Raw genomic sequence first — 12,808 nt, 5'->3', positions numbered from 1 at the left:
CCCCTGACGTGTAGTATCAGGAGGGATAGATTTCATTCCTTCACCTTCGATAGTCCAGTCTCTTCCATACTCCAATCCCATAGCTTCAGCGCAAGTTCATCATCAGCTGCACGCTTTGAGATCGGCGCTTGTTGTTCTTTTATAAAATACGCTCCTGTTACACCATCTAGTTCGGAACTTGTAGCAAGATAAACGGCTGTTTTTGAACCTTGCTCGGGAGTAAGAAAAAATGGCTTAAGCACACGATGAATGGCCTTTCCGAATCCAGTCTCTCGGTTCACTCCTAGATTTGTTGCAACTGCACCCGGGTGGAGCGCATTTACAGTCACATTTGTGCCTAACAAATCCTTTGCTAGCTTTCTAGTAAAAAGAACATTGGCTAGTTTAGATTGTCCATACCCCTTCATCACATTAAATCCTGAATGTAGTTGAAGATTATCAAAGTCAAGCTTGCCCCATTTATGTGCACCTGATGAAACTATGATAATCCGACCGTCAGGGGACTCTTTGATTTTACCAAGCAATAATTGAATCAGTAGAAAATGTCCAAGGTGATTAACACCTAACATCGATTCGTAGCCATCTACCGTCTCCTGACGTTTTGTTGAGACAACTCCTGCATTAGCTATAAAAACATCCAACTGTTGCCCGGATTCGAGAAATCGTTTTGCATACGAGCGAATATCCTCAAATGAAGAAAGGTCGCACAACTGTAATTCAACCGAACCCTTTGTTAGTTGCTGTTCCGCTTTTTTTAACGCTTCTTTTCCACGCTCCTCATTTCTACAGAGCATGATGACATGTATATCTTTGTTCGCAATGGCCACAGATGTAGCCAGCCCCATTCCAGAATTAGCACCGGTCACAATGGCTACTTTTCTATTTATATCGATCACATCCTTTTTAACCTCTCATTATCCGTTTATCTTACATTAGATACACTGTTTTTGAATACTAATAACTTTGTAGTTCAATGTGACGATAAAAAAGTAAAAACACTAATGTGGACAGTTTCAAGTAGAAACTGTCCACATTAGTTAATGTATCAACTATTACTTTTCATCTTCAAATGGGGTGGGTAATGATTCTCACCGCATTATAATCTTCTTCGACCTGTAACAAGTTGATAAATCAGAACAATAAGTGCGATCACTAACAATAGATGTATTAAATCTCCACCGATCTCTCCAATAAATCCAAGTAACCATAGGACAATGACGACAACTACTACAGTCCAAAGCATGTTTAAGCTCCTCTACATAGTCTCTACACACCTAGCTGTATTTGTATATCATGATCCCTGCTAGTATTAAACCACTTCTAGTGTAGAGTTTATCCATATGTCCGCATGTTGCTGATTATAACTCTTGAGAACGTTTTATCTAGTAAAAGAGATGTGTATATTATTGGGAAATACGAAAGCTATATATATTTGTTAATAAATGGACGATATACTAGATGTGAAGGAGGGTCTGTTATGAAGACTTTGATACCCGCTGAAGAAGTAGGGGTACAATGCACAGAGTGGTACAGAAGCATTGTGGCCCAAGACTATGTGGAAGCGAATGCTTTACGATTAAAAGCAGAAAAGTCTATTCAGAATATGCAACCAGATGACAAGGTAATCGCTTATTATTCGCTTGTAGAATACCGTCACAGCTTAATGAAAAAAAACCTGGATAGTCAGTTAGATGAAAAGAAGTTAGAAGAGATCGGACAGATGGATCCCTTACTCAAATTTTACTATTACTTTATGTCAGGGCTAGGAAAGTTCTACAAAGCGCATTATAAAGCTGCGATAAAGCTTTATATTAAAGCGGAGTCATTATTGGAGCATGTTGCAGATCCTTATGAGCAAGCAGAATTCTTTCAACGTATAGGAGAAGGCTATTATCGAATCTATCAATACACTTTTGCCGAATCATATTTTGAAAGAGCACTAGAAATCTTTAAGTCAGAACCAGATTATAAAGAAAAAGAATTAGATAATCATCACTTACTTGCAGCGATCACTTCTGAAAGAAATCAGGAGAAAAAAGCAGAAGAACAATATATAAAACTAATTAAGATAGCTGAGGGGTATTCGGCGTCTTTGGCGTTAATTTATCAAGGATTCGCCTTCCATTATTTAAGAAATAATCACCAAATTCAGGCAAAAGAGTGTATAATGAAAGCGTTAGATTCTCCTGGTCATTCATCTACTATTAATGGGATGAAGAGTAAAGGTGAGCTTGCGTTTATCCATCTACGCATGGGTGAAATGGATCAAGGACTTCCTTTACTAGAAGAGGTTGAGTCTGAAGCGGACAAGGCTTGTGATATTGAATATCAATTGCGCTGCTTAATTAATCGTCATTTATATGTTGAATTCAACCAGGGTAAAGTAGACGAAGGGATTAAGCAGATGGAAGAAGCGGAATTATATTTTGACGCAATCGAAGTCTGCCAGGATGTATCCAGGTTTTATGAAAACCTGGAGGAACATGTTAAAGCCTTGCATTACATGAAACATGCTTTTCACTTAAAAGGTTTCCAATTTTCAATTGGGGGGTGAAGTTGCAGAATGAAAAAACAATTATACGTTTTAGCATTGGCCATTTTAATATGCATATCTGGTCCATTTACATTGTCCGCAGGCTCCACAGATGTTGTAACACCACAAGGACAAGTCAATACAGGAAGATAACTAAAAAGATGATTCTCCTAAAGGGGGATCATCTTTTTCTTTGGTTTAAAGACCTCACGGTTATAGAGTTTTCTCTTATACATTGAATAAGTATTCATTTTCATGTAATCTTATAAGTTGTAAAAGAAGGAGAGTTCACATGGAAAACAACAATACTTTAAATGATCATAAACATGTTTTAGCATTTATTATTCCATCTTTGATTGGGGCATTACTTTTCTTAATCCCTTTACCAATAGGCGCGGATCGGCAATGGACAGTCCTAATTGCATTCCTATCTAGTAATCTAGAATTATTTGTGAGTGGGGTTATTGCAGAGATCTTAGCTGCGATCTTGGTTCTATCGAGTATCGGCGCACTCATTGGAGTAGTTGCGAAGCCCGCGTGGATGAAGAACCAGCCCTTTCTTAAAGGCTTGTTTGTTATCCATCCTTTTTGGCTCATGATTCGTTTTTTAGGAGCGATCTTCGCAGTCTTAACGTTATTTGAAGTCGGGCCGGAAGTGATTATTGGAGTAGGAACTGGTCAGGAAGTTTTGTATAATCTCCTGCCTGTGTTGGCCATTTGGTCCTTTGTAATGGGTATGTTGCTTCCATTATTAATTGAGTTTGGCTTAATGGAGTGGTTAGGTACATTAGCCCAAAAAATTATGAGACCATTATTTAAATTACCTGGACGAGCAGCCGTTGATTCTATGGCCTCTTGGATGGGGAATAATATGGTTAGTATTTTAATTACAATTAATCAATACGAGTCAGGTTATTATTCAAAAAAAGAATCAGCGATCATCGTAACGAACTTTACGATTACATCAATCGGATTTAGCTTAATTGTTGCTAGATTGCTTGATGTTCAACATCTGTTTCCTGCATTTTATTTAACCGTATTAATCGCCGTGTTTGTGGCGGCAATCATTTGTCCTCGTATTCCTCCTTTATCAAGAATGAAGAATGACTACTACGAGCCAGCAGGAAAACAAATTGTTGAAGAGGCTCCTGAGAATGTTTCTATTCCAAGATGGGCCTTCCAAAAAGGTGTAGCCAAAGCATCAAAAGTGCCTGCTACTTCCGTTCTTTTAAAAAAGGGTTTGTTTAATGCAGCTGATATTTGGTTTGGTATGTTACCTCTTGTTATGGGTATCGGAACGATTGCGTTAATCATTGCAAACTTCACGCCGGTTTTTCAGGTCATTTCTTACCCATTAATCCCTGTCTTAGAATTGATGCAAATACCGGAGGCCTCCCAAGCAGCACCGGCTATGTTAATCGGTTTTGCTGATATGTTCCTGCCAGCGATACTTGGGACGAATATTGAAAGTGAGCTAACGCGATTTGTAGTAGGAGCTGTTTCACTGACACAGTTAATCTATATGTCTGAGATCGGTGTCATGCTGATCCGCTCAAGCATACCTGTAAACGTAGGTCAGTTGTTCCTTATGTTTATCATTCGGACAGTCATTACGTTGCCAATTGTTGTACTGATTGCTCATCTATTTGTATTTTAACGAGATAAACGAGTAAGATGTGAAAGAGAGAAAAGGAAGTGATGGTTATGTCAACTGAATGGACGGAATTAAGTAAAAAGATGCCAATCCGGCTGGCACCAAGTATGGCCAAAGATCATCCCAACTTACCTGTTGTGAAGGAAGAAGGGTGTTATTACTGGGGTGTGGATGAAAGGCGTTACCTTGATTTTACCTCTGGGATTGCAGTGACAAACGTAGGGCACAGACATCCAAAGGTGGTTGCTGCTATCAAGGATGCGGCCGATTACCTCACTCATGGACCAATCGGTGTAATTCAATATGAATCGATTTTAAAACTAGCTGATGAGCTAGCTGAGATTATGCCTGGAGATCTTGATTGCTTTTTCTTTGGAAATAGTGGGACAGAGGCAATTGAAGGTGCATTAAAGCTGGCGCGTCATGTGACGAAGAAACCTTTTGTCGTTTCATTTATTGGGGGCTTCCATGGAAGAACGCTTGGATCCATGGCGGTTAGTACGTCAAAAAGCAAATATCGTTCACATCAACATGTAAGTGGAACGTATCAATTACCATACTATCAACCCGGAGACTCAGAGCAAGAAGCGATTCAGAAACTGGATTTAGCAGCTGAACAATTATTTGCACATCAAGTGCTGCCAAATGAAGTTGCTTGTATGATTATAGAGCCTGTTCTTGGTGAAGGGGGTTATATCATTCCTCCAAAATCATGGTTACAGCGTATTCGTCACATTTGTGATGAGCATGGGATACTGCTAATCTTTGATGAAGTACAAACTGGGTTCGGTCGTACGGGTGAGTGGTTTGCCTCTCAAAGCCTTGAAGTCGTACCGGACATTATGGCGGTAGCAAAGGGCATTGCATCAGGCATACCACTGAGTGCAACAGTGGCTAATCATAAGCTTATGCAACAATGGCCACTAGGTTCCCATGCGACTACCTTTGGTGGGACACCACTTGGATGCGCAGCGGCTCTTGCTACAATTGAAGTCATCAAGGAAGAAAAATTACTTGAGAATACAAAGGTTGTAGGTGCTTATGCACGTGAGCAGCTAGAAATATTGCAAAAGAAATATAAGCGGATTGGAAATGTTCGCTCGATCGGTCTAATGATAGGAATTGAAATCGTTGATCCTGTTACTGGTTTGGGTGATGGGCAAGCGGCAATGGACATTCTAGATCTTGCATTACATGAAGGAGTTCTCTTTTATTTTAGTGGCAAGCACGGAGAGGTCATTCGCATGATCCCGCCACTTACCGTTACGAAGGAACAAATCGATGAAGGATTAGCTGGCCTTGAGAGAGCACTAATCGCGTTTGAACATAATTGAAAAAGGCAGGCATCTTAGAATCTGTATAGATGCCTGTCTTTTTTTATTTAATAAACTGTGAATTCTCACTTCCTAAATTTGTTAATTAGTATATATTATTGACCCACTAGAGGGTAAGTGATACCTTCTTGCAATGTATCGTTCACTAGATCGACTTCCCAAGCATGAAAATCAAGTGCCGCAAGTTGGATGGCGTTTTCAAATACTGTTCGATCTGCCTCAGTTACAAGATCTTCATCCATTGTATATTGAACACTAGCTACTCCATTGACAATGGATGCATCAATAATTTCAATTCCATCAACAATAGCTGAAGAGTAGAACGCTTCCGAAGAATTAATCGAACGCATAACTTCTACTGTATCTTTAAAAGTGAGCGCTTCACCATTCTCGTCTACAACATCCTCATCCTCAAGAGCACTACCAGAAATAAACAACGTCTGTTCTAACTCATCATCATAAATAGTATAGTATCCTCGTGAGAGCCCTCTCTCATTTTCAACAGCAATTGGTTCATCAACGAGTCTTTCAGTTACGGTCACATCATTTTCACCATCAGAATTTAAGAAGATAATCTGCTCAATTCCATATAAATCACTTATTCCTAGTAAAGAATCGAAAAATAGGGTTCTTACACCGGGCGTTGTTGATAATTCAGTCTCCTCTGCGTTAAATGTAATTTTGAGTTCTGGCCAGTCTAAAGACATGTCAGTGAATGAGTCTAGAATTTTTTGTTCAGTGGGGTCATTTTCGATAAGAGATTGCTTTAAACGTTCCTCAATAGAGTAATCTTTTCCTTCTCCACCGCGGTTAATAGTAAATGCAGTGTAGAAATCGCTTTCGTGATTAAATAAATGAGAATCAATAAAATAATTTATACTTTCTTGAGTTCCAGAATAGGTTTTTTTATTATTCTCTTCCTTTGAACTTGAAGAATCTTCATCCTCTTCACGGTCTAGGTTTTCAATATTTTGATTGTCGTTCGATGATTCTTCTTCATCTTCTTTGCTCTCGCTGTCACTACCACCGTTAGTATCTCCCTCATTAACCTCTTCACTTATGTCCTCATTTTCTCCAGGATCACTTTCAACCGTTTCAGATACTTGGGAATTTGATTCACCATCGGTAGTTTGACACCCAGCAATTATAAAGGTTACAGAAATCATACTGGCAAGAGTAGTGATTCTTTTCATTTTAAACGCCTCCTTTTTTCACACATACCCTCTGTTTATAAAATGTAAAAGTGGAATTAAAATGAAATTATAATTGTATTATCTAAAATATGTTGAATATCTTAACAAATGTTTAACCGTTTTTAAAAACTAGACTGAAAAACCCACTATTTCTAGCGATTGATTTACTCATGATTTTCGGTTTACCTGCAAAAAACTGGATTTTTAAAAAGATGTTTATTTCTAACACAAATAGGATAAGGAAATAAGTCCTGTTGGAAAAAACAGTGAAATCATACTCATTCCTCATGCATGGGTCACTTGTAGCCTTCACAATAAAAAGAGTGAAATTTGTGGAAAGGAGTGGAAGGATGAAGCAATTTCAGGATGCGTATGATTTGGAACGATTTTCAAAATCTGAAGAGGAATTTGAAGCGTTTTATAAAGATGATTTGCATCATTTAGCTGAAGAATTAGAGGGGAAACGGCTACAGTTGCTACGTGCTCATCGACGTCCGTATTGGATCCTACTTATGCTGACGATTGCAGCAGCGGTCTCTATCTATTATTTCATGGAATGGACGTACTTCTTAGCCATTCCTGGAGCGTGGATTTTCTACTGTCTGTTTTTTGGAATCAGCAAAGAAGTGAAATTTCAAAAAGAAGAACGGTTGCTCAAGACCCAAATCAAAAAAGAACTGCTAACGAAAATTATTCATTTTATGAATCCGAATTTTGTGTATAAGCCAACCTATTTTGTCGCTTCCAAACATTTTGTCGATGCGCATATTTTTGCAGATGCGTTTGATTATTATGGAGGAAATGATTTTGTTGAAGGCGATGTCGGGGAAGGGGATGAACGAACACGGCTCTTTTTTTCCGAGGTTACAGCGGACAAATTAGTAACGTATGAGCATCGTAAGCGAGTGCGACGGTGGAGAGAGGCCGCTTTTCAAGGGTTGTTCTTTGTAGCTGATTTTAACAAAGAGTTCGAGGGACTCACAACCATCGTTCCAAAGGAAAGAAGACCGAGCTGGTTCTCCAGATTCTTCACAAAGCGTGATGAAGAGATTTTAAAAGAGATGGAGACGATGGACCTCGAGTTTGATAAGACATTCACAGTGAAAACGACAGATGAAACAAAAGCCAGGTATATTTTAACGCCAGCTTTTAAAAAAAGACTCATGGAGTTTGCAAGTCAACAGCGTTCGAACAAGTCGAATGCAAAGTACCGGAAAAAAGAAGCAGCAAGGCAAGGGATGAATCAAATGAATGGTCGCCTTGTACCAAAGAAACACCCAAAACCCTTCAAACGCGCAAAAAGCTACTTTACCTTCCTGGATGGAAAGATGTATTTTATGCTACATACTAACCAGACTCATTTTGAATCGAACATCCATCAGAAGATTGATGAGAAGATGTTCAAGGAATATTATCAGGACATGAACCGTGCCATGCAGCTTGTTGATGACTTGAACTTAAACTTACGAATTTGGAATAAATGAAACAAAATACCTTGAATACTCGTATAAGATAAGCAATAGAAAAGGAGAGAGACAAATGGGTACAATCATTCTTATCGTTGTAGGTATTATGTTAGCGGCCATCATAGGTGTCGCCATCGTATACTACAATAAATTTCAACGGTATAACATTCACGTCGACAATGTCTTTGCAAACCTAGATGCCATTTTAATGCGTCGTGTGGATGAGCTGTCTAAACTGGTGGACGTTACACGCCAGCATGTGGAGGACGAAAACCAAGTCCTTCAAGGGGTTATTGGATTAAGACAACAAATTATTGATGCGACAAATGTAGATGAGAAAGTCAAAGCGCACAATAATATGAACCGCCAGATCCCGGCATTTATGGCGCAGGCGGAGCGTTACCCGGATATTAAATTTAGTGAAGCGTATAAGCATTTGCAACGTTCCATTACAAATATTGAAGAGAACATTCAAGCTGCGCGTCACTCCTATAACCAATCAGTTGGGCGTTTTAATGCGGAGGTCTCTACCTTCCCAGGCAACATCTTCGCCGGCATCTTCCGCTTTGGAGCAAGACCAATGTTTGAAGCGCCACAAGAGAAACGTGAAGATGTGGATCTACGCGCGATGTTTAACCGTTGATGTTGAAGCATGTACGATATTTAAAGAAAAGTCATAGTAGGTGTCAGTATAATTGAGTTCTTTATTAGCTCAAGCAATATTGAAAAAAGCCTAAAACGAACGGAAGAACAGAACGAGCAGATCTTTCAGTTGTTAAAAGAAAAATAGGAGAAAGAGTGAGGCGTGGGTGCCTCACTCTTTTTTTTTTGATTATAAACTGTTGGAGAAAGCTTAGTTACTTGATTTTAAATTTCTAAAAGTATTTCTTTTAGATATATCTTACAGACTAAGGTCTATTCAAAAGTAATTTGAATAATCATTAATTATGATTTGCGTCAGGACCGATTAAACGTAGATTACGGGAATCTAGCAATCAATTCTGTAGCAGAACACATGATTTAATGGGAGGTGTATGGTTGAAAACGAAAGATACGAAACATGAATTGATTCAAAAAAATCTTAAACAAATAAAGGGTGATCGAAAGAAACTAGTTTATTTTCTAAAGAGAGATTGGCAATTGTATGTTTTACTCTTATTGCCTGTCCTGTTTGCATTTATCTTTAAATATATGCCCTTATCAGGACTACTGATTGCTTTTAAGGATTACAACATTATAAAAGGATTTTGGGCTAGCGAATGGGTCGGATTTGATGTATTTATTGATCTGTTTAATAGACCTGAATTCGCAAAAGCGGTTCGTAATACATTATTACTGAACGTATCTGATTTAATCCTAAGTTTTACTGTGCCCATTATGTTGGCCTTACTTCTCAATGAGATTACGGGAAAAGTATTCAAACGAGTGAACCAAACTGTTCTTTATTTACCACACTTTTTATCATGGGTCATCATTGGTGCTCTTGCTTATCAATTACTTGGCCTTGGAAGCGGCATGGTTAACAACCTTATCGAGCAACTAGGAGGAGGACGCATCCCCTTTCTTCAAGAGGATGTACACTGGCTGATTAGTTATCTAGCTATCGGTGTATGGCAAGGTATGGGATGGGGAACAATTATCTATCTTGCTGCAATGAGTGGCGTAAACCCAGAACTATACGAGGCTGCAACCGTCGATGGTGCAGGTAGATGGAGAAAAATGTGGCATGTTACGTTACCATGCATTCGACCTACGATTGTTGTTCTATTAATTTTAAGTTTGGGAAATGTGATGGGGGGGTCATTCGAGAGGGTTTTTGCTCTACAGAATATGGCTTCAACAGAATTCACCACAACCATTCCTATCTTGGTGTATCGTTGGGGCCTTGAAAACGGAGATTTTAGCCGAGCTACTGCACTTGGTCTCTTTCAAGCCATCATTGGACTTATCCTTGTGTTAGCTTCAGATCGAATAGCAAAAAAGATGGGAGAGGATGGGCTCCTTTAAAGACCTTTTACAAGTAGGTTATACAGAAAAATGATTAAGACGAAAGAGGGGGGAGTATGAACGTAATTAATAAGAGCAAAATGGGTAAGCGGAAACGTTTTGATATATGGGAACTCGTTATTCGTCTCATTCTAGTAATCATTTCTCTAACTTGTTTAATTCCTTTTGTACATGTTCTCGTCAAATCTTTAAGTAGTGATGCATACGTCGTTGCAAATAATATATTCCTTTGGCCTAAAGGATTCACATTGGATGCTTACACTCAGATACTGAGTGATAAAAGCATATTACAGTCTTTATATGTAACCGTTCTCATAACGGTTTTATTTACAGTAATCGGCATGATCATTACGGTTTGTGCAGCTTATCCACTATCGAGAAAACAATTAAAAGGTCGGACAACAATCACTTTATTGTTCATGATTACACTGTACTTTACTGGTGGGATTATCCCTGACTATCTACTTGTAAATAAGTTAGGAATGCTTGATACCATTTGGTCGCTTGTTCTTCCGGGGGCTTTTAGTGCATTCAATCTACTCATCTTAAAAACATCTATCCAAAGTATTGTACCTGCTAGCTTAGAAGAATCAGCGCGTATGGATGGAGCTGGACATTTTCGAATTTTGTGGAGCGTCGTTTTGCCCCTTATCAAGCCTATTATTGCCACACTATCACTCTTCTATGCTGTAGGTCGGTGGAATAGCTATCAAGATGCGTTATTCTACATCAGATATGAAACCGAACTGCGCCCCCTACAGTTGAAATTATATTATCTGGTAGTTCAAGCTAGCGAGAGCTTCCAAACTGAGTTAACACTCGTACAAACGAGTAGTCCTGAAACACTGAGAGCAGCTGTTGTGATTTTTGCGACGCTTCCCATACTTTGTGTCTATCCATTTGTACAAAAGTATTTTGTGAAAGGCGTCATGATTGGATCTGTTAAAGAATAATAAAGATGGGGGATAACTATGAAAAGTAAATGGTTAAGTACTTTTACTGTATTGGCTTTTGGAGGGCTTTTAGTTGCATGTTCAAATGACGCTGCGAATGATCCTAAACAAAACGATGATGGGACGAATGTACCTGACGATGAGATGAAGTTTTCAGAGACTGTAGAGCTAAGTATTCCTGTGTATGATCGAGCTTTTGAAGGCTGGAATGTATCTGATAATTTTTATACTCGTTGGATTCAAGAAGAATTTGGAGATGAACACAACATCTCTATCAACTTTGTTCCGATAGCAAGAGCTAGTGAAGTAACAGACTTTCAACAATTATTAGCAGCAGGAAATGCACCAGATGTTATCTTCCATTATGATATGCCACAAGCGTTGGCTTACTATGACAGTGATGTGTTACAGCCGCTTGATATAGATGAACTGGCTAAATATGCGCCGACATATTGGGAAAACTTAAAAGACACGAATGAACAATTTGGTGTTGTGGATGATCAAAACATGTTCTTCTTTGCTGATCGACCAGATGTCAGTAACTATACAACTGTTATTCGTAAGGATTGGGTTGAGCAAGTAGGTATGAAAGTGGAGGATTTAACGTCACTTGAAAAGCTAAATGAAATGGCAGAGAAGTGGAGGGATGCAGGAATTGGTACAATGGGTGGAGGATTGACGGCTAATATTTACAACTATAATTATGCTTTCCGTGACTGGCCAATTGATCCAGAATACCGTGCACTTTATTCAGACCTTATGGTGGCTGATTTTACAACGGAAGATACAGAACGTTGGCTTAGGAATTTAAGTTATCGGTATCATAATGGTCTAATAGATCAGGAGTTTTACCTGCGTACAGATGGGAATCAAATCAGGTCAGAGTTTGTAGCAGGTCGAACAGGTATAGTGGGAGAGTACATTTCTTCTAACACGGATCTTTACACATCTACACTACAAAATAATCCAGAAGCTGAATTTGCTGTACTTCCTCCATATGCTGAAATACCCGAAGGAGGAGTGCCACAAGGGCGAGCCAATTGGCCATTTGGCTTAATTATGGGAGTAAATGAATCTGCCACTGAAGAAGAAAGAATTGCTGTATGGTTGTATTTAGAATGGATGAGTCAGTCTGAAAATCTATTCTTCTTGCAAAATGGGATTGAAGGTGAAAACTATACATTAGATTCAGATGGTATCCCAATTATTGAAACAGAATTCAATGGTGAATCAGCTCTATCAATGAACAATAACAAAGATTATTGGGCACTTGTAACGGAAGCCCCTTATTTTGAGACTGAAGAGTTAACACGTAAAGCAATGGAAAGCTTTTGGTCACCTCCAGGTTTCGAGTATATTGTTGATGATCTGTTTAAATATCAAGATGAAACAAGGGAGTATTCTATACAAGATCCTTTATTCACAGTAGTCATAGATAGTCAGAATGATTATCAAGCTGATTTAAATGCATTATTTCAAGAACTCTATCTAATGGTTGTTATGGGACCTGAAGATAAATTCGATGAAAATTATGAAGCTGCCAAGGAACGGTATTTAAATGCGGGCTACCAACAAATTTTAGATGAGAAACAAGCAGCCATCGATGAAGGAAATTTCAATTATTTTGAGTAACGTGCATTAGATAACAAGGTAATTTAATACCGTTGT

The 12,808-nt window shown here is 38.7% G+C and carries 11 protein-coding genes; 8 read left to right on the top strand and 3 right to left on the bottom strand.

Annotation, left to right across the window (positions count from 1 at the left end):
* Nucleotides 1–32: 32 nt before the first annotated feature.
* Both ACQKKO_RS08660 and ACQKKO_RS08655 read right to left on the bottom strand, forming a co-directional pair.
* On the bottom strand, nt 33–887 hold the full coding sequence (locus tag ACQKKO_RS08660; RefSeq protein WP_498646347.1) for an SDR family oxidoreductase: 855 nt from the start codon (nt 885–887) through the stop codon (nt 33–35).
* Nucleotides 888–1,096: 209 nt separating this feature from the next.
* On the bottom strand, nt 1,097–1,243 hold the full coding sequence (locus ACQKKO_RS08655; RefSeq protein WP_498646219.1) for a lmo0937 family membrane protein: 147 nt from the start codon (nt 1,241–1,243) through the stop codon (nt 1,097–1,099).
* 234 nt (nt 1,244–1,477) lie between these two features.
* Here ACQKKO_RS08655 and ACQKKO_RS08650 point away from each other — a divergent pair, with 234 nt between their 5' ends.
* The 3 genes from ACQKKO_RS08650 (at nt 1,478) to ACQKKO_RS08640 (ending at nt 5,521) form a co-directional block, all read left to right on the top strand.
* Nucleotides 1,478–2,554, top strand: a complete 1,077-nt coding sequence (locus tag ACQKKO_RS08650) for a response regulator aspartate phosphatase (RefSeq protein WP_498646217.1) — start codon at nt 1,478–1,480, stop codon at nt 2,552–2,554.
* Nucleotides 2,555–2,825: 271 nt separating this feature from the next.
* Complete coding sequence (locus tag ACQKKO_RS08645) at nt 2,826–4,190, top strand: YjiH family protein (protein WP_498646215.1); 1,365 nt, start codon at nt 2,826–2,828, stop codon at nt 4,188–4,190.
* A 47-nt stretch (nt 4,191–4,237) separates the two neighbouring features.
* Nucleotides 4,238–5,521: an aspartate aminotransferase family protein gene (locus ACQKKO_RS08640; RefSeq protein ID WP_498646213.1), complete on the top strand. Its 1,284-nt coding sequence runs from the start codon at nt 4,238–4,240 to the stop codon at nt 5,519–5,521.
* Between the two features lie 95 nt (nt 5,522–5,616).
* Here ACQKKO_RS08640 and ACQKKO_RS08635 read toward each other — a convergent pair whose 3' ends face one another.
* The gene (locus ACQKKO_RS08635; RefSeq protein WP_498646211.1) at nt 5,617–6,714 is read right to left on the bottom strand and encodes a hypothetical protein; all 1,098 of its coding nucleotides are present in this window, start codon (nt 6,712–6,714) and stop codon (nt 5,617–5,619) included.
* A 350-nt stretch (nt 6,715–7,064) separates the two neighbouring features.
* Here ACQKKO_RS08635 and ACQKKO_RS08630 point away from each other — a divergent pair, with 350 nt between their 5' ends.
* The 5 genes from ACQKKO_RS08630 (at nt 7,065) to ACQKKO_RS08610 (ending at nt 12,772) form a co-directional block, all read left to right on the top strand.
* Nucleotides 7,065–8,198 (top strand): DUF3137 domain-containing protein, encoded by a 1,134-nt coding sequence (locus tag ACQKKO_RS08630; protein WP_498646209.1) that lies wholly within the window; start codon nt 7,065–7,067, stop codon nt 8,196–8,198.
* Nucleotides 8,199–8,253: 55 nt separating this feature from the next.
* Nucleotides 8,254–8,823, top strand: coding sequence for a LemA family protein (locus ACQKKO_RS08625; protein ID WP_498646207.1), 570 nt, complete (start codon nt 8,254–8,256; stop codon nt 8,821–8,823).
* A 422-nt stretch (nt 8,824–9,245) separates the two neighbouring features.
* The gene (locus ACQKKO_RS08620) at nt 9,246–10,187 is read left to right on the top strand and encodes an ABC transporter permease (RefSeq protein ID WP_498646345.1); all 942 of its coding nucleotides are present in this window, start codon (nt 9,246–9,248) and stop codon (nt 10,185–10,187) included.
* A 56-nt stretch (nt 10,188–10,243) separates the two neighbouring features.
* Entirely contained in the window at nt 10,244–11,140 is an 897-nt protein-coding gene (locus ACQKKO_RS08615; RefSeq protein WP_498646205.1) for a carbohydrate ABC transporter permease, read from the top strand.
* Between the two features lie 18 nt (nt 11,141–11,158).
* Entirely contained in the window at nt 11,159–12,772 is a 1,614-nt protein-coding gene (locus tag ACQKKO_RS08610) for an extracellular solute-binding protein (RefSeq protein WP_498646203.1), read from the top strand.
* Nucleotides 12,773–12,808: the final 36 nt, after the last annotated feature.

This window comes from Alkalihalobacillus sp. NPDC127517 (genome assembly GCF_050276055.1).
Classification (GTDB): domain Bacteria; phylum Bacillota; class Bacilli; order Bacillales; family Bacillaceae_D; genus Alkalicoccobacillus.
This window is presented reverse-complemented; position numbering and strand designations above follow the sequence as displayed.

Coding starts and splice junctions, on each gene's coding strand:
- ACQKKO_RS08655 (WP_498646219.1), bottom strand. CDS start 1,243: ATGCTTTGGACTGTAGTAGTTGTCGTCATTGTCCTATGGTTACTTGGA.
- ACQKKO_RS08650 (WP_498646217.1), top strand. CDS start 1,478: ATGAAGACTTTGATACCCGCTGAAGAAGTAGGGGTACAATGCACAGAG.
- ACQKKO_RS08645 (WP_498646215.1), top strand. CDS start 2,826: ATGGAAAACAACAATACTTTAAATGATCATAAACATGTTTTAGCATTT.
- ACQKKO_RS08640 (WP_498646213.1), top strand. CDS start 4,238: ATGTCAACTGAATGGACGGAATTAAGTAAAAAGATGCCAATCCGGCTG.
- ACQKKO_RS08635 (WP_498646211.1), bottom strand. CDS start 6,714: ATGAAAAGAATCACTACTCTTGCCAGTATGATTTCTGTAACCTTTATA.
- ACQKKO_RS08630 (WP_498646209.1), top strand. CDS start 7,065: ATGAAGCAATTTCAGGATGCGTATGATTTGGAACGATTTTCAAAATCT.
- ACQKKO_RS08625 (WP_498646207.1), top strand. CDS start 8,254: ATGGGTACAATCATTCTTATCGTTGTAGGTATTATGTTAGCGGCCATC.
- ACQKKO_RS08615 (WP_498646205.1), top strand. CDS start 10,244: ATGAACGTAATTAATAAGAGCAAAATGGGTAAGCGGAAACGTTTTGAT.
- ACQKKO_RS08610 (WP_498646203.1), top strand. CDS start 11,159: ATGAAAAGTAAATGGTTAAGTACTTTTACTGTATTGGCTTTTGGAGGG.